21 protein-coding genes are annotated in these 24,711 nt (G+C 31.7%); 10 read left to right on the forward strand and 11 right to left on the reverse strand.

Annotated elements, in window-relative coordinates; genetic code table 11:
• Positions 1 to 947 precede the first annotated feature (947 nt).
• Complete coding sequence (locus B4A23_RS02445) at positions 948 to 1,142, reverse strand: hypothetical protein (protein ID WP_291093348.1); 195 nt, start codon at positions 1,140 to 1,142, stop codon at positions 948 to 950.
• Between the two features lie 492 nt (positions 1,143 to 1,634).
• Between B4A23_RS02445 and B4A23_RS02450 the strand changes: the two genes are divergently transcribed.
• The 3 genes from B4A23_RS02450 (at position 1,635) to B4A23_RS02460 (ending at position 5,416) form a co-directional block, all read left to right on the forward strand.
• Entirely contained in the window at positions 1,635 to 2,039 is a 405-nt protein-coding gene (locus tag B4A23_RS02450; RefSeq protein WP_291116460.1) for a DUF5675 family protein, read from the forward strand.
• Positions 2,036 to 2,284 carry a hypothetical protein gene (locus B4A23_RS02455; RefSeq protein ID WP_180904519.1) on the forward strand — a complete coding sequence of 83 codons (249 nt, stop codon included), beginning with the start codon at positions 2,036 to 2,038 and terminating at the stop codon, positions 2,282 to 2,284. Before B4A23_RS02450 ends, B4A23_RS02455 begins: the two co-directional genes overlap by 4 nt.
• Positions 2,285 to 2,797: 513 nt before the next feature.
• Positions 2,798 to 5,416, forward strand: a complete 2,619-nt coding sequence (locus B4A23_RS02460) for a copper-transporting P-type ATPase (protein ID WP_291116463.1) — start codon at positions 2,798 to 2,800, stop codon at positions 5,414 to 5,416.
• A 274-nt stretch (positions 5,417 to 5,690) separates the two neighbouring features.
• Here the strand turns inward: B4A23_RS02460 and B4A23_RS02465 are convergent, their stop codons facing one another.
• The gene (locus B4A23_RS02465) at positions 5,691 to 8,024 is read right to left on the reverse strand and encodes a TonB-dependent receptor (RefSeq protein ID WP_291116466.1); all 2,334 of its coding nucleotides are present in this window, start codon (positions 8,022 to 8,024) and stop codon (positions 5,691 to 5,693) included.
• 481 nt (positions 8,025 to 8,505) lie between these two features.
• Here B4A23_RS02465 and B4A23_RS02470 point away from each other — a divergent pair, with 481 nt between their 5' ends.
• The 3 genes from B4A23_RS02470 (at position 8,506) to B4A23_RS16530 (ending at position 10,657) form a co-directional block, all read left to right on the forward strand.
• Positions 8,506 to 9,351, forward strand: a complete 846-nt coding sequence (locus B4A23_RS02470; protein WP_291116469.1) for a hypothetical protein — start codon at positions 8,506 to 8,508, stop codon at positions 9,349 to 9,351.
• Between the two features lie 60 nt (positions 9,352 to 9,411).
• Positions 9,412 to 10,293, forward strand: a complete 882-nt coding sequence (locus tag B4A23_RS02475; protein WP_291116472.1) for a hypothetical protein — start codon at positions 9,412 to 9,414, stop codon at positions 10,291 to 10,293.
• Positions 10,294 to 10,492: 199 nt separating this feature from the next.
• Positions 10,493 to 10,657 carry an IS3 family transposase gene (locus B4A23_RS16530; RefSeq protein WP_414647050.1) on the forward strand — a complete coding sequence of 55 codons (165 nt, stop codon included), beginning with the start codon at positions 10,493 to 10,495 and terminating at the stop codon, positions 10,655 to 10,657.
• Between the two features lie 34 nt (positions 10,658 to 10,691).
• Here B4A23_RS16530 and B4A23_RS02480 read toward each other — a convergent pair whose 3' ends face one another.
• Complete coding sequence (locus B4A23_RS02480; RefSeq protein ID WP_038331456.1) at positions 10,692 to 11,498, reverse strand: TerC family protein; 807 nt, start codon at positions 11,496 to 11,498, stop codon at positions 10,692 to 10,694.
• A gap of 191 nt (positions 11,499 to 11,689) precedes the next feature.
• Between B4A23_RS02480 and B4A23_RS02485 the strand changes: the two genes are divergently transcribed.
• From B4A23_RS02485 to B4A23_RS02500, 4 genes are all read left to right on the forward strand, one after another.
• On the forward strand, positions 11,690 to 12,565 hold the full coding sequence (locus tag B4A23_RS02485) for a DMT family transporter (protein WP_291061668.1): 876 nt from the start codon (positions 11,690 to 11,692) through the stop codon (positions 12,563 to 12,565).
• Positions 12,566 to 12,649: 84 nt separating this feature from the next.
• Positions 12,650 to 13,663 (forward strand): beta-ketoacyl-ACP synthase III, encoded by a 1,014-nt coding sequence (locus B4A23_RS02490; protein ID WP_291116475.1) that lies wholly within the window; start codon positions 12,650 to 12,652, stop codon positions 13,661 to 13,663.
• A 102-nt stretch (positions 13,664 to 13,765) separates the two neighbouring features.
• Positions 13,766 to 14,419 (forward strand): alpha/beta hydrolase, encoded by a 654-nt coding sequence (locus tag B4A23_RS02495; RefSeq protein WP_291116478.1) that lies wholly within the window; start codon positions 13,766 to 13,768, stop codon positions 14,417 to 14,419.
• Positions 14,420 to 14,520: 101 nt separating this feature from the next.
• Positions 14,521 to 15,951, forward strand: a complete 1,431-nt coding sequence (locus B4A23_RS02500) for a hypothetical protein (RefSeq protein WP_291116481.1) — start codon at positions 14,521 to 14,523, stop codon at positions 15,949 to 15,951.
• A 25-nt stretch (positions 15,952 to 15,976) separates the two neighbouring features.
• Here B4A23_RS02500 and B4A23_RS02505 read toward each other — a convergent pair whose 3' ends face one another.
• The 8 genes from B4A23_RS02505 to B4A23_RS02540 all read right to left on the reverse strand — a co-directional run bounded on the left by B4A23_RS02505 (position 15,977) and on the right by B4A23_RS02540 (position 24,707).
• Positions 15,977 to 16,447 (reverse strand): hypothetical protein, encoded by a 471-nt coding sequence (locus tag B4A23_RS02505; RefSeq protein WP_291116484.1) that lies wholly within the window; start codon positions 16,445 to 16,447, stop codon positions 15,977 to 15,979.
• Positions 16,448 to 16,875: 428 nt separating this feature from the next.
• Positions 16,876 to 18,510 (reverse strand): S8 family peptidase, encoded by a 1,635-nt coding sequence (locus B4A23_RS02510; protein WP_291116487.1) that lies wholly within the window; start codon positions 18,508 to 18,510, stop codon positions 16,876 to 16,878.
• Positions 18,511 to 18,633: 123 nt separating this feature from the next.
• Complete coding sequence (locus tag B4A23_RS02515; protein WP_291116490.1) at positions 18,634 to 20,235, reverse strand: S8 family serine peptidase; 1,602 nt, start codon at positions 20,233 to 20,235, stop codon at positions 18,634 to 18,636.
• A gap of 4 nt (positions 20,236 to 20,239) precedes the next feature.
• Positions 20,240 to 20,845: a WbqC family protein gene (locus B4A23_RS02520; protein ID WP_291116493.1), complete on the reverse strand. Its 606-nt coding sequence runs from the start codon at positions 20,843 to 20,845 to the stop codon at positions 20,240 to 20,242.
• Positions 20,846 to 20,945: 100 nt separating this feature from the next.
• On the reverse strand, positions 20,946 to 22,508 hold the full coding sequence (lepB, locus tag B4A23_RS02525) for a signal peptidase I (RefSeq protein WP_291116496.1): 1,563 nt from the start codon (positions 22,506 to 22,508) through the stop codon (positions 20,946 to 20,948).
• 26 nt (positions 22,509 to 22,534) lie between these two features.
• Positions 22,535 to 23,239, reverse strand: a complete 705-nt coding sequence (gene dapB / locus B4A23_RS02530) for a 4-hydroxy-tetrahydrodipicolinate reductase (RefSeq protein WP_286500368.1) — start codon at positions 23,237 to 23,239, stop codon at positions 22,535 to 22,537.
• 9 nt (positions 23,240 to 23,248) lie between these two features.
• Entirely contained in the window at positions 23,249 to 23,827 is a 579-nt protein-coding gene (locus tag B4A23_RS02535) for a DUF5683 domain-containing protein (RefSeq protein ID WP_286475968.1), read from the reverse strand.
• A complete protein-coding gene (locus B4A23_RS02540) occupies positions 23,817 to 24,707 on the reverse strand; it encodes a ParB/RepB/Spo0J family partition protein (RefSeq protein WP_286485810.1) in 891 nt (296 codons plus the stop codon). Before B4A23_RS02540 ends, B4A23_RS02535 begins: the two co-directional genes overlap by 11 nt.
• Between the last annotated feature and the right edge of the window lie 4 nt (positions 24,708 to 24,711).

Consider the following 24,711-nt stretch of genomic DNA (forward strand, 5'->3'; position numbering starts at 1 on the left):
AGCCATATCATGGCTCCTCCTTTTAATTTCAAATTCTTAATTTCAAATGTTTTTTTGGATGAGCTACCTGAAGACATATGAATACCGATAATTAGAATAGATAAGCTATGAATAAAAAAGTGACAAAAGATTTCTCGATACCTCGAAATGACATATTGAATGTCATTCTGAGACAAGCTCAGAATGACAAAATCCGTAAAACGTTAAGCGTAGAACGTAAAACGTAGCAAAAACCTGTGTTTCTATTGTGGTTAGAGAAATTAAGTGTTAAAAAGTGTTAAATTCCTGTATCGGTGTATATCGAAAATGACACTTTTCTGTATCGGTTGTGTATCCGCTCTGTATCCATTCTGTATCCATTGTATATCCGTTCTATATGGTTTGTTCGGTGTTCGTGTATCGATATGTAGATGTTATGTATGTAGATATTTGTATTGAGATATTAGAATTGTATTATATAGTATGTAAAATGTACAAAGTAGATGTTAGAGATGAGATATTAGTATTGAGAGAGGAGGTGAAATGCGAACATAAATCATTTTTAACGCTCTTTATGCCGAGTTGACGCTCGACTTTTTTGTAATGACGGTTTTGGAATTCGTTGTTAAAAGAGAATTTGAATTAAAAAAGAGAAATAAACTATTTATTTCTCTTTTGTTATTTATTTGACTAAATGTGTTAGAATACCTCTGATAATATCGTGTTGTAAGTAAAGGTTTCGCTTGCCTACTTGATACACGTTAAAATACTTTTTTAAGCAATACCTTCGTAAGGTGGATTTTGAAATTTGTAATAAGGTTGTTACTTGATGTTCTTCCATTAAAATGGAATCGCTGAATTGGATAATATTATTTTTCCAATCTTGTTCTAATTCATCTATTTTTTTGATAATAGAATTGAACCATTGAACCGAGAATATAGTTTTATCGTTCATAATTTTTTTGTTTTTAAATTGATTCTTGAAAATCGAGGGGATTAATGTTGTATACCTCACAGAATTCCCTTAGACTTAACATGTCTTCTTTTGATTTACCAACAGTGTTTTTGGCTTTTTGTAATAAACGAAGACTTTGTCTATAACTTCTTCCTGTAGCATTTTGTATGTCTTTTGCATAAATGATAATTCGTTTGTTTTTTTTCATATTTCATTTTTTTTTAGTTGTCGAATTAAATTAAATAGAACTTAATAGCTTGTTGTTCCTGATGGTTTTATTTGTTTAGTTTTTTTAGAAAATGATCTATTTTTCTAAAAATAATTGTTGTTGTATGACAAAAATGTATAAAAATGTTTTTCATTGATTATAAAAGACATATGGTTTGAAGTGATTTGTTTAATATGGAAATAGATTAGAATTTTATGAAAAGTTTATGCAGAAGTGGATGGGCGATTATTAAAATATCTAATGATATCTGTTGTTCCTTTTGAATTAAAATTTGTGAGTTCGAGTTATTTTTTGAAATTATACTTCGATAAACTCAGAACAAGCTTGAGAGAAATTTTACTCAAAATATATTTTTATTTATTAAAACCTTATTCTCGATACGAAATTCTATCAGAATTCCACTCGAATTGACGGTTTTATCAATTAAATAATCAAAATGAATAACCAGATAACAACTAAAAAAAATAGAAAATGGATTTAGTTTTAAAAAGAAAGTATTTATCTGACGGAACCAATGGACAACTTTGGTTACAGCAACAACTGATTTGCATGACAATTGAATTACCATGGTATGATAATTTGAAACGTAAATCATGTATTCCAGAAGGTAAATATCCACTTAAAAAACGTTTCAGTCAACGTTTTGGGTGGCATGTATGGATCGATTTGGTTCCGAATCGATCGTTAATTTTGTTTCATCCAGCGAATGATGCACTGAAGGAGCTGAATGGATGTATAGCTCCTGTTACTTCTCTGCAAGGAGAAGGAAAAGGTATTGACTCTCGTAAAGCATTTGAACGATTGAAAATGGTTGTTTATGAGTATTTACAGAGAGGTGAAGAGGTTTTTTTACACATTCAAAAACAAACGCTATGAATATAGTTGAACGTTTGCAATTACCAACACCCAAATTATTTCAACATATCCGAACAATAGGATTAGTCGCTGCCAGTATAGGTGGTGTATTGATTGCCGCTCCTGTTGTATTACCAACATTATTGGTACAGTTAGGTGGATATTTGGTTGTTACTGGTGGTGTTTTAACGGCTGTAAGTCAATTAACGGTTGATCATGATGCTGTTGATGAATCCGATTCCGCCACACGATCACACAAAATATAGTGTGATTTGCGGAACAATGTGCGGTATGTATGCAAGTATACAATGGCAAGATGTTATTTCAACAATTTTACTTTCGCTTGTAGGAGCGTTAAGTAGTTTTTGTTTATCGTTGCTGTTGCAGAAATTCAAAAATGAAAATTTGTTTTAATCTTTAGAGGCTACCCAAGTAATGGGTAGTTTTTTGTTGGGTAAAAAGTAGATATTAGTATTGAGACGGCTGTGAAATGTACAATGTAAAAATTATGATTTACAATGTTTTAGATGCTAAATAACGAATTATCAAGCTGATTTCATTTTATATGAATACAGAAAATAAAAATAGATAAGAGGTATTAAGGGTAATAATGTATCTGTAAATTATATACATTGTCTTCTAAATTGTGTAATCTTTTGATATAAAGTTATATGAAATTTGTAGAATAATATTTGTAAATTTAAGTGAAGTAAATCGCTCTTCATGTTGATAGAAGCACGATTGAAACACTAAAATCATCTAAAAAAAACTTTTTTTATATGAAATATACTTGTCCCATGCATCCAGAGATTGTAAGTAATGAAGCTGGAAAATGTCCAAAATGTGGAATGTTTTTGATAGAAATTCCTGAAAATTCAGAAACACCAACAGCTGAAGTTCAATCAGCACAGGATTCAGAATCAAGTTCGCATAAAACAATGGAAAGTGATGCAGCTGAATACTATTGTCCGATGTATTGTGAAGGGGATAAGACCTACGATAAACAAGGTGATTGTCCGGTTTGTGGGATGCATTTGGTAAAAAAGGAAAAAGAGAATTCGGAAACGAAACCGAATGATAATCACGCTTCGTGTTCACATAAAACAGAAGAAATTAAAGAAACGTCAAAGCATGATCACGCGAGTTGTTCGCATGGTCAAGTTAAAGCACCTTTTGCAGCACTTCCTAAGAAAACAACTACTGGCGATGTGTATTATTGTCCGATGCATTGTGAAGGGGATAAAACCTACGATAAACCTGGTAACTGTCCGGTTTGTGGAATGCATTTAATAAAAGAAGAAAAATTGAGTTTAGCAAACGAATATACGTGTCCGATGCACCCCGAAATCATCAAAGATCAACCTGGTTTTTGCCCGATATGTGGGATGGATTTGATTCCTGTTGTACAAACCGATTCGGCTGATGATGTTTATCATCATACCCGAAAAATGTTTTGGATTTCTATGGTATTAACTGTTCCTATTTTTGTATTGGCAATGGGTGAAATGCTTCCAGGTAATCCAATTGGTAAAATTGTAAGTCCACAAGTATCAGCCTATATTCAGTTTGCGTTATGTTTACCAATTGCTTTTTATACATGTTGGTCATTTTTTCAACGTGCTTGGGTTTCTTTCAAAACATGGAATCTTAATATGTTTAGTTTAATTGGGTTGGGTGCTGGTGCTGGCTTTTTGTATTCGGTAGTGGGTTTATTTTTCCCATCTTTATTTCCTGCTGAGTTCAAAACGCATCATGGTCAGGTAGCCTTGTATTTTGAGTCGGTAGCGGTAATTTTAACTTTGGTGATGTTAGGACAAATGTTGGAAGCCAAAGCGCATTCTAAAACGAATTCTGCCTTAAAAGAGTTGATTAAATTATCTCCGAACGAAGCTTTTAGAATAGTTAATGGAAAAGAAGAAAAAGTAAGCATTGATCAGATTCAATTAGATGATATTTTACGTGTAAAACCAGGTGATAAAGTACCTGTAGATGGAATTGTTACCGAAGGTTTTGCAGATATTGACGAAAGTATGATTTCGGGAGAACCAATTCCTGTTTCAAAAACGATTGATGATGAAGTGGTGGCAGGAACCATCAACGGAAGTAAAATGTTCTTAATGAAGGCAACAAAAGTTGGAGGTGAAACTTTATTGGCTCAAATTATTGATATGGTCAATCAGGCAAGTAGAAGTCAGGCTCCAATTCAGAAAGTAGTCGATAAAATCTCCAAAATATTTGTTCCTACTGTGATGGTTATTGCGTTGATAACCTTTTTGGCTTGGTGGATTTTTGGCAGTGAAAATCGTGTAGCTTTTGCCATTGCGAATGCATTAGCCGTGCTGATTGTGGCTTGTCCTTGTGCTCTTGGTTTGGCTACGCCTATGTCGGTGATGGTAGCAGTTGGTAAAGGTGCTAAAAATGGGGTTTTGGTGAAAAATGCTGAAGCTTTGGAACGATTGAATAACGTAACGACTTTAACAATTGACAAAACAGGAACGATTACTGAAGGAAAACCAGCGGTAGTAAATATTATTCCGTTTGAAGGATCGAATAAAAATGATGTCTTGCTATTGGCAGCAAGTATGAACCAAAACAGTGGACATCCATTGGCGCAATCTTTTGTTCATGCGGCAGAGAAAGAGAATTTGAACTTGCATTCTATTCAAAATTTTGAAGATATTGCTGGTAAAGGTGTGAAAGGAGAAGTGGATGGAAAAGAAGTGTATTTGGGTAATGAAGCGTTAATGACGTTTGCAGGTATGCAAGTGCCGAAAGTGGATAGCATGAATACGTTGTCTTTTTTGGGTGTAAATGGAAAAGTCTTGGCCGCGTTTGAAATTTCGGACGAAATAAAAGCATCGTCGAAAGAAGCGATTCAAAAAATAAAAGAACAAAAAGTAGATGTGATGATGTTGACGGGTGATAATGAGCAAACAGCTCAGAAAGTAGCCAATGAAGTTGGTATAGCACATTTTAAAGCGAAAGTATTGCCGCAAGATAAACTGAATACTATTAAAGATTTGCAGATTAAACAACAAGTGGTTGCGATGGCTGGTGATGGAATTAATGATGCACCTGCATTGGCACAAGCTGATGTATCGATTGCAATGGGAACAGGAACTGATGTTGCCATAGAAAGTGCAGATATTACTTTGTTGAAAGGAGATTTGATTGGTGTGTATAAAAGTATTGTATTAAGTCATAAAATGATGCGAAATATCAAAGAGAATTTAGTTTTTGCATTTATTTATAATGCATTAGGTATACCTGTTGCAGCAGGATTATTGTATCCTTTTTTCGGGATTTTATTATCTCCAATGGTAGCTGCTGCTACGATGAGTTTGAGTTCGGTATCGGTGATATTAAATGCTGCTCGATTGAATAGAGCTAGGATTTAGATTTTAGATTTGAGAATTGAGATGTAAAAAGTATTATGTATTAAGTCTTTTGTGATGGATTTGGGAATGTGGAGTTAAGATTTTAAAACGAGTTCATAATGACAAAGTTTTTTATTAAATTATAATTTGAAATTAAAAAGATAAACTCTAGTGGAGCTTGGGTAATATGTATAATGTTATGATGTAAAGATTAGATTTCTCAATCCTTTGAAATGATAATGAGATGAAAATTAAAAACCTCTATTAAATAACAGAGGTTTTAAACTATATAAGATTATAAATCGAGTTTCAATCCAAGACTAGCAGTGGTACCACTACCTTTTATATAATATCTTCCGTCATTAGTAGCGCCTCTAACTTCGGCATGAATAGGGTAGTAGTCGGCATTGAATAAATTGTTAAAAGAAAGATTAAATGTTATATTCTTTAGCTTATAGCTTGTATATAAATCACATATTGTATAACCAGAAATAGGGTATTTACCATAGTTATATTGTGATTTATCAAAAACATCACGACCTGATAAATTCGTTAACTGAAAAAATACATTCCATTGGTCTGTAATTTTAGTGTCTAAGTTGAAAGATAACTTAAGTGGTGTAAGGATAGAATTATCTAATTTATCTTTAAATTCTCCTTCATTCTTCAAATCTTGACGACCATCCATATATCCCATTATTCCACCAACTTTCAACCATTTTATAGGTTTTACATTAACTACGGCTTCTAAACCGTATATACGCTGTGGAACTTGTGATAATTGATAGTTTCCAGGAGCTCCAATTTCGGCGAAAGTTGTTCCGCGATCTGATGTGCTGTAATATCCTGTAAGTTGATAGTCTAATTTCCAGAAATTACCACTTATTCCAGCTTCGTAATTATTAACAGAGACTGGTTTAGGATCAATTGCATCTAAAGCAACATTATTTCGTAATACTAAACCGATATCTCCAATAGAATATCCTTGCGAAAAACTAACGAAAGGTTGTAAATAGCTAAGTTTATTATATCTGGCTGCGATATTGAAAACGAGTGCATTTGAATTATTTTTATCACCAGGTGTAAATTTATTTGCTTTAGTTAAATCACCAACTTTAAATCCTAAAAACTCATGACGTATTCCTGCTTTTACAATCCAGTGTTCGGCCAAGTTAAATTTTGATTGAATGTAATAAGCAAAACTATTTAAATCCATATCAGGAGTAACATGGCTTTTGTCTAATCCTAATTGAACGGCATGATCTTTCAGAAAATCAACCCCATAAATTAAGGTCACTTTACCTGCTTTTCCTAATTCAAAAGGTGTTGTAAAGTTTAAACGTGCTCCTTTATGATCAGAATAAATTTGATTATAGGTTTCGAAAACGGAATTCATATCTTCGTAATAAAGGACTGCATTTGCACTTGTTTTTCCAAATTCCCCATCATAACGTAAACTTACATTTTTACTATACGGAGTACCTCCATTTGCAGGATTATCAGTAGGAACAGCTATCGAAGGTCTTTCTCCAAAAATACCTTTTGTTCCTTCATACTTACTATCTTGCATGCTACGGTAATAATTTCCCATTAACTCGATATGGTGATTGTCACTTATCTGGTATCCAATTTTAAGCAAGGCATTATAACTTTTAGTTTCTCCTATACCATAAAATGGACTATTTATTTCACCATCGGCCGATCTAACCACTCCTGTATTCGCTATTTTGCCTTGAAGCAAATAAGTAAATTTATCTAATTTTCCTGAAAATACTTGTGAAATATTATATCCAAAAGTTTCCTTAGGATTGACTAAGCTTAATGTATTATTGAAATAAGTTGACGAATTAATTTTCTTCTTGTTATTTGCTTTTTTTGTAATGTAATTTACAATTCCACCTGCAGCACCATTTCCGTACATAGAAGACGCGCCTTGTATGACTTCTATATGGTCAATAGCAGAAGCATCTATTGATCTTAAATCTCGACCCCCATTTCGTAAAGGTGTAGATTGTGGAATACCATCGATTAACACAAGAAAATTACGACCTCTAATTTTACCAATAAAATTATTTTGACTTTCTTCACTAGGAGAAATACTAGGAACTTTTTGCATCAAAATATTAGGTAAATTATCATTAATTTGGGATTGTATCTGCATGTCTTTAGCAGAGATATATGTTAATGTAGAAGGAACTTCGTCAATACTTTCGGGCATTCTACTGGCAGTTACAATGACTTCTTTTAACTGATTATCTGTTTTTAATACAATTGATAATGTTGCATTTGTTTGATCAGTAATTGTAACGTCCTGAATTATTTCGTTGTAATTGAAATGATTGATTGTTAGTTGATAAGTTCCTTTATCAATATCTGTAAAGACAAAAGTTCCATCCGAACTGGTTTTTGTTTTCATTCCATTAGATAACGAAACATAGGCATCTGCAATAGGGGATCCGTCCTCTGTTACTACATGACCATGAATCTCGCATGTTTCTTGGTCATAATTTATTGTGCTTTCCCAATATATTTTGTTTAGATTGGCATCTTTTGCATCAACTTGATTGACCATTAGTACAAGTAAGAATGCTTTTCCTACTGTTTTTAACGAGTAATAATTTTTTCTCATGTGCTCTATTGAGTAAATATTGCTTATTTAGACTAATTATTAATAAAGCAAAAATAAATAAATCTCAAAAAACAATGAAGGATTAAACGGATTAATTTTAATACTATTTGATGAAGAACTTTTTAAATGACTAGAATTCTTTTCTCTGATCCATCAAGCTATATTTTTTGATGTATGATCTATTGAGTAAAATGCATTATGTGCAACAAAATATTGATTGGATTTTGAAGAGAAATTTCATTCATTTTCCAATCAAATTAGTATGACTGACTAAAATTTAATGATTATAAATTAATATTTTACGACTGAAATTAGTTTAATTAATCATTTATATTTAAATTTACAGACCGAAAACTTTTTACTAACCCAAATTCTTATTTTTTATTTAGACTACGTCTCTAAATTTTTGCAAGTACTACGCTAAATTTTAATTGAATTATACTTCAATTATCATACAAAATCTTAATGCAAATTATTTAAAATGAAAAAAATACTCTTTACTCTTTACATGTTATTTAGTTTTATTACCACCATTGCTCAAGTTGGAATTAATACCTTAACACCCAATTCAACTCTTTCTATAGAAGGTTCTATTGAAAAGGGCTATAGTGAAACTAAAACTAATTTAACACTTAATAATTCTAACTATTATGTAAGTTATACAGGTACTGAAGCAGGAATCCTGACATTACCCGTTATAGGAAACGGTGCAACAGCTTATACAGGAAGACTGTATAAAATTAAGAACCTATCAAATTATAATTTGACCGTTATTCCTTCTTCTGGTAATACTATAAGAAGTGAGAATGTAGCTGTAGCTTCCTTTCTCCTTTCACCAGGAGCATATATAGAAATCATAAACAATGCAAATACTTCTAATGGTACATGGGATTTATCTTTTTTAGGAGAATCTATCTCAAGTAATGTAGAAGTTTATGGTAATCAACTCTATATACCTCCTCATGCTACGTTTACTGCTGATTTTACTTCGCATAACAATTCTTCATACGATTCTAAAGACAAAGATTGGTGGGTAATTAGTAAAACTTCAACTGCATCAGTAGCTAATCAAACAACAGCTCGAATGGTGATCGTGTATGAATATCAAGGGAAACCTTTTGAACTTGATAATATGTATTGTATTTTGTCAACAGGTAATAACAGTAATCTTCCAGATATTTTTACCCCATCTTTTGTTTCTTTAAAAAATGATGGAACTGATGGAAAAACAAGATTAAGTATTTCTGTAGCTAGAATCGATAATCAGGTGAATTCATGGCAAGAGACCTTTCTCTTAAATTTTTTATTAGCAAAAAAAACATATTAAACGATATAAAGGAATCTTTAGATTCTATCAACATTAGCAATTATTTCTAAAATAATAAAAATGAAAAAAATTATCTTATTCACTACATCTATTTTATTTCCTAGCGTTTTTTTATTTTCTCAAGTAGGGATAAACACACAAAGTCCAAATTCTACATTATCTATTGAAGGTTCTTTTGAAGCAAATTATCGCGAAATAAAGACGTCAACCACATTAACCAATTTAGACTATTATGTTAGCTATACAGGGAATACTATTGCAACTTTTACACTTCCTGTAGTAGAAAGTGGTACAAAATCATTTTCTGGGAGAATTTACAAAATAAAAAATTTATCTACGAATAATCTCACGTTAACAGCTGCTACTGGGAATACGTTAAGAAGTACAAGTATAGCTATTGATAACTTTATTATTCCGCCTGGATGCTTTGTTGAGGTTGTAAATAATACAAATACTTCTGGTGGAACTTGGGACCTTTCTTTCATTGGTAAACCAGTCAATACGAATGTGGAAATATATGGAACACATTTATACATTCCTCCGCATGGAAGCTCTGTTGCCTCTAGTACTGATAAAGCTGATTTTACAAATCATGCGATAACAAAATATGATACTCCATCTACAAGTACTGATGCTGGATGGTGGCTTGTGAATAAAACATCTACAAGCGTAAATACATCTAGTAAAACAAATAGTAGAATGTTATTGGTCTATGAATATCAAGGAAAACCTTTCAATATTGATAATATGTATCCTATTATTACCGCTGGGAATGATCAAAGTTACCCAGATGTTTTTACTCCATCTTTTGTTAAATTAGAAAATGTAAATAATAAAACTAGGTTAACTATTTCCGTTGGACGTTCTGATGATTATTCGAGCTCTAGTAATTGGGCTGGGACTTTCTTGATGAATATCTTATTAGCTAGAAAAACAAATTAATTTTCTGTATTTCTGATTACGAAATAGCTTGAGTAGAAGATTTCAAAAAATCATAGTCTTAGTTTTTATAACTGTATCTTTCGTTTATTTCATATTGATAAAAAGTTGTGTATTAAATCGATTATCCTTTATGACAAAGTAGATGCAGTATATTTAGTAGATTGTAAACCGTAAAAAAGTAGTATGAAAAGAAATTGTCATGCTAAAAATTAAATTAAGACTTATCGAAGTACTATTTAAAAATTTAATACAATTAAAAATGGAAATAAAACAACCTATTCACTATTGCAATAATATAAGAATGAAATTAAACTTAAATAAAATGAGTTCGATAGAATATCGAACTCATTTTTATAATAACTAATATCTGTCCTAATTTTGGCTGTAGTCAAAAAGTATTATAAATTTTTGTTTTGTTCTTCTGCGTCGCCAACCATATTTCGGACAATTCCAGGATTCGAATGCTTTTTCTTCATTTTCAAATTCAAGAATTCGACTAAAACAGAGAATCCCATAGCGAAATAAATGTATCCTTTCGAAATGTGTTGATCAAATCCTTCTGCTAATAACGAAACACCGATTAATAATAAGAATGATAAAGCCAACATTTTAACAGTTGGATGATCGTTCACAAATTTAGAAACCGCACTTGCTGAAAGCATCATAACAGCAACAGCAATAATCACAGCCGCAATCATAACTTCGATATGTTCTGCCATACCAACTGCTGTAATCACAGAATCTAATGAGAAAACAATGTCTAAAATTAAGATTTGTACAATAGTTCCTGCAAAAGAATGTACTTTCACTTTTCCTTCAGTTTCTTCAACACCTTCTATTTTGTGGTGAATTTCTACAGTAGACTTATAAATCAAGAATAATCCTCCGATTAATAAAATCAAATCTCGACCAGAGATAGCTAATTTTTCTAACCATTCGGTTGAAGTAATGCCAATCCATTCACCGATATTGAATAGAGGAGTGGTAAGACTCATCACCCAACTTAACGAGAATAAAAGGATTACACGTGTAAACATGGCTAAAAATAAACCAAGCTGTTGTGCTTTCTTTTGCTGATGTGCAGGTAATTTTCCTGACAAAATAGAGATAAAAACAATATTATCAATCCCTAAAACGATTTCTAACATTGTTAATGTAAATAATGCAACTAATGCATCTGGTTGTAAAAAAATACTAAAATCCATCGATTAATTTTGAAGTTTCGAAAATACAACTAAGAATAATAATTAAAGTTTGAGTAATAATTATTTGATGTTAATTTAACATTAAAACATATACAAAATTATTTACAGATTAAATCAATTAAATCAATTAAATCAATTAAATCGTTTTAGCAATATAGAATTAAACTCTACTTTTGCGAAAAAGGCTTAGAATGATTTCAAAAGTTCAACTTCGGTTGCAGTTTCTCGTACTTCTTTGGGGATTTACAGGAGTTTTCGGAAAATTAGTTACAATGAGTGCGTTGCCAATGGTTTGGTATCGTGTTCTTATTGGGGCTATTGCAGTTTTTATTTACATGAAATTCAGAAAAATGGATTTCAAAGTGACCAAAAACGAATTATTGAGATTACTTGCTATCGGTGGAATAGTCGGAATACATTGGTTTACATTTTATTTGTCGATTAAACTTTCTAATATCTCAATTGCGTTGAGTACATTATCGATGGGTGCTCTTTTTAGTGCGATTTTAGAACCTATTTTCTTTAAGCGAAAAATTAATCTGCTCGAAATTATTCTTGCCATAATCGTTTCTGCTTGTGTAGCTGTTATTTTTAATGCATCACCAGAAGATTATAAATTAGGAATAATCATCGGTATTTTGTGTAGTTTTTTGTCTGCATTATTCGCCGTTCTTAATTCGAGATTACCAAAATCAATCAAACCAACTAAAGTTACTTTATACGAAATGATTGGTGGAGTGATTACACTTTCTGTGGTGATGATTCTTTTTCAACCAGAAGCTATTTCCGAAGTTGTAAATATAAGTTGGTCAAACTTAGGATGGTTGACTTTACTTGGTGTCATTTTTACAGCTTTTGCACAAATAGAATCAGTTGATTTGCTGAAACATGTAAGTGCTTTTACGTTGATGTTGAACGTAAATTTAGAACCAGTTTATGGCATCATTTTGGCAAGTATTATTTTTGGAGATTCAGAACATATGAATCCTATATTTTACATTGCTACAGGGGTAATGGTACTTTCTATCATTATGAACGGAATATTAAAAACAAGATTTTCTAAATAATTTATTGTCAAAAAGACGCATTTGTTTTAAAGAATGCTTATCATTTAATATCTTTGCTTCAATTGAAAAGTAAACCATAATCACATGATACACTCTATTATTACAGGTGTTGGGCATTATGTTCCCGAAAGAGTTGTTACAAACTTTGATTTAGCTGAGGTGATGGACACCAATGACGAATGGATTCAGGAACGTACAGGGATTGTCGAAAGAAGACATATCGAGCCAGGTTCTAAGATTTCGTCTACAGATTTGGGTGTTATTGCGGCTAAAAATGCGTTAGAAGATGCAGGAATCACTGCTCAAGATATCGATTTTATCTTATTTGCGACTTTATCTCCCGATTACTATTTCCCTGGAAATGGTGTGTTGGTACAAAAAGAGTTAGGTTGTCGTACGATTGGGGCAATGGATATTCGTAACCAATGTTCTGGTTTTGTATATGCGTTGTCAACTGCCGATGCTTTTATTAAGGCTGGAGTTTACAAAAATATTTTGGTGATTGGAGCAGAAGTTCATTCATTCGGATTGGATATGTCGGATGAAGGTCGTGGTGTTTCAGTAATTTTTGGAGATGGAGCAGGAGCGGTAATTGTTTCGGCATCGGAAGAAGAAGGACGTGGAATTTTATCGACGAATTTACATTCTGAAGGAGAATTTGCTGAAGAATTAGCAGTTACTTTCCCAGGAACAAAAACAGGTTGGTCGGATGAATTATTGAAAGAAGGAAACACTTTAACTAAAAAAGAAATTTATCCATATATGAATGGGAACTATGTTTTCAAACATGCAGTAACTCGTTTTCCTGAATCAATTATCGAAGCTTTATCGGCTTCGAATAAAAAGCCAGAAGATTTAGATTTATTTATTCCACATCAAGCGAATTTGCGTATTTCTCAATTTGTACAAAAACAATTGGGATTACCTGATGAGAAAGTTTATAACAATATTATGCGTTACGGAAATACAACGGCAGCGTCTATTCCGATTGCATTGAGCGAAGCAAAACAAGAAGGTAAAATCAAAAAAGGAGACTTAATAATGATGACTGCTTTTGGAGCTGGATTTACATGGGGTTCTGTTTTGATGAACTGGTAAACATAAGTTAGAATTTAGATTCACAAATTTAGAATATAGAAAAACCCTTCACTGAAAAGTGAAGGTTTTTTTTGTTATATTTGATTGATTTAAAATTGAATAATGAAATATTTATTAGTTCTCTTAATTGGTTTATTGAGTTGTTCGCAACATAAAATATCTAAAAATGTGAAGGACAAAGATTATATCTTTTTTCTCCATAATAAATATTTAGAAACGCATAACGATGGTGATTATGATACAGTTTATAAAACTAAAGTTGAGTATTCTAAAGTTTTGAATTCATTCAGGAAAGATGGTTTTATTGTGATTAGCGAGAAAAGAAAGCCAAAAACAGACGGAATAATATATGCAAAAAAGGTTGTTAATCAAATTGATAGTTTGATTAATATAGGATTTGAACCTAATCATATTACGGTTGTAGGAACTTCCAAAGGTGGTTATATTGCGCAATATGTATCAACTTTTAAAAATAATCCTCAAATCAACTATGTATTTATTGGTTCGTTTCAAGAAAGTGATTTAGAAGAAATGCCTGACATAAATTTTTCTGGAAACGTTTTAACCATTTACGAAAAGTCTGATATTTATGGTGTTTCTGCTATAAAACGAAAAGAAAATTCAACCAATAAAATCAATCATTTCAAACAAATTGAATTAAATAATGGCTTAAAGCATGGTTTTCTTTATAAAGCTCTTGATGAATGGATTGAACCAACTAAAAAATGGGCGAGAAGAAATTATGATTTTAAATAAATAATTCATTAATAATTTACAAAGTAAAAATAGTACGATATTATCTTTTTTAACTATTTATAATTATTAAAATACAATTATTTGAAAAAAAGGCATATGGATTGATAGAGAGAGAAAAACAATCTACACCTATGCTTACCAAATTACACCCTTTTTACATTTTTTTGTTTGGTTTTAACTTTCTTTATGGACAACAAACAAGTTGTGATGTAACCAATCCAAGCCCTATTGATAATTATGTTTTTCCTGCAAATAAGAGAGTTTGTTTTACGGAAAACACGACTTTTAATGATGTGAAATTAGAAGATGGTGCAATAATACATATAGCACCAAACACTAAATTAATTTTTAATACTAATCTATCAACCGCTACAGGTTTCAAAAATGGATTTGAGATTGAAGGTTCATTAGAATTTAATAATAATCCGAACTTTTCTTCCGATTTGGATATTAATATCTCAATGACAGGTACATTAAGCAATCAATCTGGAATTACAATTCGTAATAATGCGACAAATCTTATTAATAATGGAACTGTAGATATCAGAAGTACCTTGAATTTTGGTTCGCCTACAGCAATTAATTACATCGAAAATAACAAAGAAATGAAGGTGGTTCGATTTAATTTGAGTGAAGGCAATAATACATTTTTGAACAAAGGGCGAATTGATGTTTCGAATACAATAGATAATAATGCGACAACTTTAATGGTGAATTGTGGCGAAATTTATTCATTATCAAGCTTTAATATGGGAGGTTCGCGTATTGTTAATACTGGAACAGTAACAATAGAAGGAGGAAACAGTGATTTGAGTGGAACAAGCCGAATTGAAAATTATGGAACATTTATTTTTAATAATGGAATAAATGGCAACACACAAGCGAGTATATACAATGCAGGTTTGGTAAAATTGAGTACAGTCAATATGAATGGAATGTCATTAGAAGGACCAAAGAATAATTCGAGCAAAGGATATTTTTATACAAGACAACCTTTAAATCCAAATGGTTCTAAAGTTGGTCCAAATCTTAATTTTACAAAATATGATTCTTATAATCCTGATCAAAAAAGCTATAATCAAGGTGAAAATTATGTTTTCAGTAATTTGCCCAATTATGTAGATGCAAATGGAACAATTGTTAATTCAACGGCTGCTAATGTCACTTTTGATTGTGAATCGGCAGGAAATTGTAGTGCTCCAATGATAGCGCAATTAAAGAAATGTGCGGACAAAAATGGGGATTTTACTACAGAATGCGTCAAAATTGCCAATACATCATCTGTCGGAGATCCGAGTAAAATTGGGATAAGCACATACAAAAATAATAATGTAAATTGGCCTTCAAATATTCCAAATGGTGCAATTGTTTTGTCTTCTAAAGAAAAAGGATTCGTAATTAGTAGAGTTCTCAATACGGATCAAATTAAAACACCAGTAGAAGGAATGTTGATATATGACCAAACAGATTTATGTATTAAGTTGTACAATGGGACGACTTGGCATTGTATTGAAAGAAGTTGTAATGAATAAAAAAAAATGATTATAAATCTCTAGTCTATTTCCAAAAATTCCAAACTTTACCATCATAAATGCAAATCGTTTTTGATTTTGTATCGTAACAAATCATGCCTGGATACGGAGATTTTACATTACTTACAGGATCATTAATACGTGGTAAAATCAATGATTTGTCATCCGACTCTAAGACCAAAACTCCTTTTGCATTAGACGTTTCAGAGCCTAAAATTACACCATCTCCTGAGTCATCAGATGGATTTGAAATTATATCAGATAAATTTCCTTCATATGAAAGATTTTTCCATTGATTGTTCTCAAAAACTTTTACTCTTTTATCAGATTGGTCTAAAATAAAAGTTCCATTTATAGCATTTATAGGAGCTTGATCGTTCGCTGGTAAGATGATTCCGTTCGTATATCCATCTTCAAATTGCATTAATGTAGATTCAGAAAGTTGGACATTATTCTGATTATTTGCAATAATTAATTGCGCATTAACATTATTCATTGAAAAAATGAATAGGCTAACATAAATATATTTCTGCATGGTAGTATAGAATAAATATTTTAATGTTTTGTTTTAAGTTTATATATTAAGTGATTTTATATCAAATTGTTAAAAAATAAATTCTATTCGTAATTAAGATATTTAAAATGAAATCAATCGATAAATGATAAATACTTACATATTTTACTTAAAACTGTAGCTAAATTATTAATACATTATGTAACAATATATTATGAGAAGTGTTAAACTTTAAGTTAAAAATCAATCATTTATAACTGATTAACATAAAAATAGAAAGAGTTGAAAAAGAGTTTTAATTCAATTTGTAGAAGAAATATCTTATACAAAAAAAGGTTAGATTCTAAAAATAGAATCTAACCCAAGTTTATTTTATTACTTAACTACTATAAAAAAATAGTGATATTTTCTTATTTCAATTTTTTAGCAACATACATTTTTTCTGCTAATTGAACAGCTTTGTACGCATCAACGACACCGCCTGTTACAGAAATATCTGTTAAAGCAGGATTTTTGTTGACAGATTCTAACAAAATTTGTTTGATATCTGTTGCAGTTAATTTAGGATAATGTGCCCAAACCAAAGCTGCAACTCCTGCTACAACTGGAGAAGCCATAGAAGTTCCACTTTCGTTTTTGTATTCCCCATCTTTATTAGGAACAGTTGAATATATTTCATTTCCTGGAGCAAAAACGTCTACAGACTTTTTACCAAAATTAGAGAAACTTGCTCTTAAATTGTTATTATCCATTGTGTTTGCTCCAACTGTAATTACGTTTTTAGAAACTTCTGCACCTTTGTTATCATAAACACTAGGGAAGTGAATTTCGTCATCAATATTTACGTTTTCATTTCCTGCAGCTTTAATCAATAAAAGACCTTTTTTCTCAGCATATTTAAATGCATCCCAAACAATTTGTTTATCTGGAGAATAAGCTTTTCCAAAAGACATGTTCAAGATTTTTGCTCCATTATCTGCAGCATAACGAATGGCATTTGCAACGTCTTTATCGCGTTCGTCTCCATTTGGAACTGTACGAACTGACATGATTTTTACATAACCATTTCCTGCGATTCCATCCATTCCAATTCCGTTACCAGATTTTGCAGCAATAATTCCAGAAACGTGCGTTCCGTGCATAGAATCAGGACCATCTACATCATTATTTCCGTAAAAACGTTCTGATTTATCAGCATAATTATCACCAACAATTGGACGAGGATCTAATTCTGTATTCAAGTTAATTTCAACTTGTTCTTTGTAGTATTTTGTTCCTTCTGAAATTTCATTTCCAACTTCTGTTAAGAAATCTTTCATCGATTTCCCTTCCCAAGCTTCTTTCGGAACCATACCAAAAATAATCATCCCTTGTTGTGCTTCTTTAGAAACAGGTTTAAAAGACATCATATTTTTTTCATTCAAATCTTTTTCGCCCCATTCTTTAATCAAAGCAGGAAATGCAACAGAGAAAATATCATTCATCTGTACATATTGCGCTGCATTTTGTTTTGCTTCGGCTAATTTATTTTCGAACTCAGGTTTTATTTTTTGATATTCTTCAAATTCTTTTGGGAATTTCGTTTTGTTTGAAGCTGCATCTTTACTTTTTTCGAATAAATCGCGGTATTTTACAAAAAGACGTGTTAACTCTAATGTATCTCCATCAACATTTTTACCATCTTTTCCTCCGATAAAATTCCAACCGTGAACATCATCAACATAACCATTTTTATCATCGTCAATTCCATTCCCAGCAATTTCTTTGCTATTTGTCCAAATATTATCTTTTAAATCTGGATGAGTAATCTCAACTCCAGAATCTAAAACACCAACAACTAACTGTGATGGTTTACGTTTTTTTGATTCTAAAAATTGTAACGCTTTTTGAGTATTAACACCATAAACACCACTTTCTTCGAAAGATTCGTGTTGCCAATATTTTTGATCAACTTTAGGTAAAGGTAGAGCAGTTGTCGTTTCTTGTGCGAACGATGCCACACCAACAAACATGGCAACTGATATACTTAATAAGAATTTTTTCATAATTGATTTTATCTATATGTCGAGAAACAATCGAAATTGTTACATCTAAAATTATCTCGATTTTAAACGCAAAAAAGGCTCCAAAATTTGAAGCCTTTTTATAATGTTGTGTTAAATTTAAAATTATTTCAACTTACGTTGTTTGTAAATTTCTTCAGCTTTTTTTACAGCTTTGTAAGAATCTACAACACCTCCAGCAACAGAAATATCTTTTAATTGATCGTTTTTATTTACTGTTTCCATTAAAATAGTACGAATATCTTCTGCCGTTAATTTTGGATAATGTGACCAAACTAACGCTGCAACACCAGCAACAGCAGGCGAAGCCATAGAAGTTCCATTTAAGAAACGATATTGATCAACCCCTGGATATGTTGCATAGATCTCTTGTCCTGGTCCAAAAACATCTACCGATTTTTTACCATAGTTTGAGAAACGAGCTTTTAATGCATTTGCATCTTTTGTAGAAGCACCAACCGTAAGAACAGATTTAGAAACCGTATTTCCATTTCTGAAATTAGTTGGATAATGAACGTGAACATCAATATCTTCGTTGCTATTTCCTGCCGCTTTTACAATTAAAACACCTTTATCAGAAGCATATTTGAACGCATCCCAAACTAAATCTGCATCAGGAGAATAAGGTTTTCCGAAAGACATGTTCAAGATTTTTGCTCCATTGTCAACTGCATAATAAATTGCATTTGCAACATCTTTATCGCGCTCATCGCCATTTGGAACCGTACGAATAGACATAATTTTTACATTATTTCCTCCTGTTGTTCCTTCAGAACCGATATTATTTCCTCTTACAGCACCGATAATTCCAGCAACGTGAGTTCCGTGAGAAGACTCAGGTCCGTTAGAATCTCCGTTTCCATAAAAACGTTCTTTCTTATCATTTGGATTGTCAACATCTTTGCGATCAACTAAATCTAGATTTAAGTGAGAAGATAAAGCATCTCCTTTCGCAGCGCGACGTGTAGCTCCTAAATAAGTATTCGAAACTTCTTTCATCGTTTTGCCAACCCATTGCTCTTCTTTTAACTCACCAAAAATCCATAAAGCTTCTAAGATTTGAGAATCTGTTGGTTGATAATTCTTTAAAATATCTTTCGTTAATTTAGTATCACCAAATTCAAGAACCATTTTATTTACGCCACCCTCAACTGCATTCAATTTAGATTGAGCAACTTGTTGGTTATATTTTGCTTTTCCTACAGCACTTAAATATTCTTTTTCAATTTTTTGAAATTCGGCATATTCAGTAGGATTTTTTACAATAGCTTCGTGATTTTTCTTTTGATCGAAAGTTACATATTTAGATGATAAAGCTTTATAAACACGTGTTAATTCAGTTGTATCATCATTGTAATTGATTCCTTTTGCAGTTCCTAAAAAAGACCAACCATGTACGTCGTCAATGTAACCATTTTTGTCATCATCGATTCCGTTTCCTGGAATTTCTTTTGGATTTGTCCACATATTTGCTTTCAAATCTTCGTGAAAATTCTCAACACCACTATCCAAAACTCCTACAATAATTGTATTTGCTTTTCTTTTGTTGTCTTTTAAAAATTGTAAAGCTTGATCAGTATTTACACCATAAACACCTGTTTGTTCTACTCCTGCATGATACCATTTTTCTTTTGGTACTTCTGTTGTTTGTGCTTGAGCAAACCCTAATGTAAAGGCAAATCCTAAAGCAATAAATAATTTTCTCATGTTGTTATTTTATTAAGTTTTTTAAATATACTGCGGCACTTGGTCCTTCGCTAAAAAGTAAATCTAAGATACTCAAACCTTCTATAAACTCAAATTTATCATCAAAAACTTGCGCATATTCTGGTAAGTTATATTGAGGTGCTTTTTTAGCAGAAAATTGATTTCTGAAATCATTTTCAGGATTTAAATCTTGATAGGTTTCAGTTTTAGAAATATCTAAATCTAAGCTTAATTTATTGTTGATAAAATCAATTGTTTTTAGATTAAAATCTAAAAGAAATTTCTCTTTTTGTTCTAAAATAGGAACTACTTCATCTTCATAATATTCAAAATATGGAGAACTTTGATAAGCTGATTTTAATGATTTGATGTGTTCTTTTTGCCAATCATATTCATAAGAAGGTTGCAAATCTTTGAACAAACGAGTTCCGTTGTGTAAGATTGGAATATTCAACATCAATTTACCATTTGCGCCCAAAATATACATGCGGTTACGGTAAGTTTGCTTTTGAAAATTTTCTTGAACTTCGATATCCAAAGTTTGGCTTTTTACCATTTCTGCATAGTAATCAATCGGTCCAAAATAAAAAGCTGCAAACGTATTTTTCATTCTATTATTTTATATGGAAATGTGCATTACAAGTAGCTTATAATGCACATTTATAGTGTTGTTAATTTTATAATTTAGAGGATTTTAATCGCTCTTTTTATTAATATTTGTTTATCTTCTTCTCTTTACGAGCCTTTACAATATCGTATCCAATCCAACCAATTAAGGCAATTAAAACATAAATTCCGTACGAAGTTTTGTCTGGATTATCATTATTGATTGATGTAAAGAAACGGTTCCAAATAAATTTCTTAGGAGCAGCAGGCTCAAACATTCCGTTCATATTTGCCCAAATCATAATTGGACGACCAATGATATGATCTTCTCCAACATATCCAAAGAAACGCGCATCTAACGACTGATTTCTATTATCTCCCATCATGAAGTAATAGTTTTGTTTGATTTCGTATTTATTTGTTTTTTGATCGTTAATGTATACATCAAACTTACCATTCGCAGAATCTACACGCAAACTATTGTGCTCGTATTTACGAATTACATTGATATATTGTGCTAAGGTTTCTTTGTTTACATCAACTACATCGCCTTTTTTCGGGATATATAAAGGTCCGTATTGATCTGTATTCCACGTTTTGTTTACAGGGAAAATCGTATTTGTACTATCAATTTTTCCATTTACAATGTGCTCTGTTTTTTCACCAACTGGTTGTAAAATTGGTTCAACAGAAACAACATTTGCATTAGATTTCATTGCTGTAACATGAGCATCAGTCAAAGCAGCAAATTGATAAATAAATGTTCCGTCAGCTTGTTTTGCAGCGTTATAATCTGTACTAATAATTCCGAAATTATCGTATAATAATTTATCGCTGAAAGGAGTTTTTACAATAACTGTATATGCATGTTGAACTTGTGCATCTTTTTTCGGAATGAATTTTTTATCATTTACATATAAAACTCCATTACGAACTTGAATCGTTTCACCTGGCAAACCTACCAAACGTTTTACATACGCATCTTTACGATCGATAGCAGAATAAACAGAATCTGTAGGATAGTTGAAGACAACAATATCGTTCGATTTTAAATCTCTCCAACCAGGAAGACGCATATAAGGTAAACGTGCTTTGTCGATAAAACCATCGCGGTAAATAAACTCAGAAAATGGAATTCCAATTGGCGTCATAGGAACACGCGCTCCGTGACTTACTTTTTCTACAAATAAAGCATCACCAATTTTGATTGTATTTTCCATTGATCCTGTAGGAACAATCATTGGTTGAATAAACCAGTTATGAACCAAAGTTGCCAAAACAAGGGCAAAAATTAAGGAAGAAACAAATGTTGGTTTGCGTTTTTCTGGTCCTAAATATTTTGGATTATCAGAATAATTAACTGCAAAAATGTATAAACCTAAAGTCAAAACCATAATGACTTTGTCTTTTGTTTCAATTTTTCCGTAAGAATCTCCTAAATCAACAAAGAATACTAACCAAAAAATAGGACCAACAATTGGCAAATAAAATAGAATAATCCACCATTTTGGACGATGAATAATTTCTAAACCTTTCCAGATATTTAGAAAAGGAATATAAGCTTGAATTGCTTGCTTTCCAGCATTTTTATATAATTTCCAAGTTGCAGCTCCAAAGATTATATTGGCAATAATAAAACCAATTAACCAGTAAATTAGTACATGCATAAGTTTTTGATATTTAGTATTTTAATTTAGTTCAGTTCAAGTACATCTTTCATTGTGAAAACACCTTGTTTATTCCAAATCCATTCCGCTGCAATTACGGCACCTAGGGCAAAACCTTTGCGAGAATGCGCAGTATGAGAAATCTCAATAGTGTCTACATCAGAGTTATATTGTACGATATGTGTTCCAGGAACGTCCTCGATTCTTTTTGCTTCAACTGGAATAATATCTTTTGCTTTTTCGTCCATCGACCAAGAATTATATGTTGAATTGTCAATAATTCCTTCGGCAATTGTAATCGCTGTTCCAGAAGGTGCATCAAGCTTTTGTGTATGATGAATTTCTTCTAGATTAATTTGGTATTCGTTACGATATTTATTCATCATTCGAGCTAAAATAGAATTTAATTCGAAGAATAAATTAACGCCTAAACTAAAGTTAGAAGCATATAAAAAAGCGGTGTTATTTGAAATTGCTAAATGATTAATTTCTTCTTGTTTGTCTAGCCATCCTGTTGTTCCACAAATTGTTGCGACTTTATTTTCAAGTAATACTTTAAGGTTGTCGTAAGCAAATTCTGGTCTCGAAAATTCTATTGCAACTTCAACATCATTTAATTCTTCCGCAAGTGGAGTACGAGATATTTTAAGTACAACTTCGTGTCCGCGTTGAATTAAAATTTCTTCAATGGCTTTTCCCATTTTTCCGTATCCTATTAATGCAATTTTCATCTGTAATTTCTAAAATTTTAAGTTAAATGCCAATCCTAAAACTGGCTCTAATGTCATTTCATCTTGAATGACTGTTGGTTTGAATGACATTTCAGTGTCATTACGAACTGTAAATAAATGCGCATCAACAGTTGCATCAACAATATTTAATAAATAAGCTAATGCTGTTAAAGCGACACTATAATCGCGTTTTCGTTTGTAATCGTCTTGAATAACTGCCAATTGTTCTGCAGATAAAATTCCTGAGAATTCGTTTGGCGTTCCTTCTCTTACCGCAATATATGCTTTTCGGTATTTTTTGTACAAATTATTGTAATAAATAGTAAAACCAGTTCCTGTTCCTACTAAACCTAAAGCGATTGGCGCTTTCAACCATTTTTTGTTGTACAATTGTCCTGCACCAGGTAAAATAGCCGAATACAAAGAGGCTCTAATTGGACTTTTTTCCATCAAGACTTCTTTAGTTACGCTCATCGTATCGTTTACAATAACATTATTTTCGACAACTACTAAAGAGTCAGTTTTAACTTGACCAAAAGCAAACGTCGATGAAATTGTTAATCCAAGTAAGAATGTTTTAATTTTCATTTAAGAATTTTCTTAATCGTTCAAACTCATCATCAGAAGTAAAATTCAAAATGATTTTACCTTTTCCATTATTTGCACGTTTTATTTCAACTTTTGTATTCAATGAATTTGAAATAGAACTTAACGCTTCCTTGTACTGAGCAGGCAATTCATTTGTTGCTTTTTTCTCAGGTTTTCCTTCTTTTATCGATTTGATTAAACGTTCTGTATCACGAACAGATAAATTATTTTTTACAATTTTTTCGTAAATATCAAATTGTAAATCAGTGTCATCAATAGCCATCAAAGCACGGCCATGTCCCATTGAAATCATTCCGTCACGAATTCCTGTTTGGATGATTGGGTCTAATTTCAATAAACGCAAATAATTGGTAATAGACGTTCTGTCTTTCCCAACACGTTTACTTAATTCTTCTTGCGTTAACTTAATTTCATCAATCAATTGTTGATAAGAAAGTGCAATTTCAATAGCATCTAAATCTTGACGCTGAATATTTTCAACCAATGCCATTTCTAGCATTTCTTGGTCATTTGCTAAACGCACATAAGCTGGAATTGTTTTTTTACCAGCTAATTGCGAAGCGCGAAAACGTCTTTCACCAGAAATCAATTCATATTCACCAGTTGGTTTTTTACGAATCGTAATCGGTTGAATAACGCCTAATGTTTGAATAGACGAAACCAATTCCTCTAAAGCTTTTTTATCGAAATTAGTTCGTGGTTGCCAAGGATTCGCGGTGATTTTTTCTAAATCTATTTCCAAAATGTTTCCAACCAATTTTTTAGCACCTTCATCTTGTGCTGTTTTTACAGTTGGTTCATCCTTTAATAGAGCAGATAATCCACGTCCCAAGCGATTATTTTTATTTGGCTTTGCCATTTTA

It is taken from the genome of Empedobacter sp. UBA7248, from assembly GCF_002472945.1.
GTDB lineage: Bacteria > Bacteroidota > Bacteroidia > Flavobacteriales > Weeksellaceae > Empedobacter > Empedobacter falsenii_C.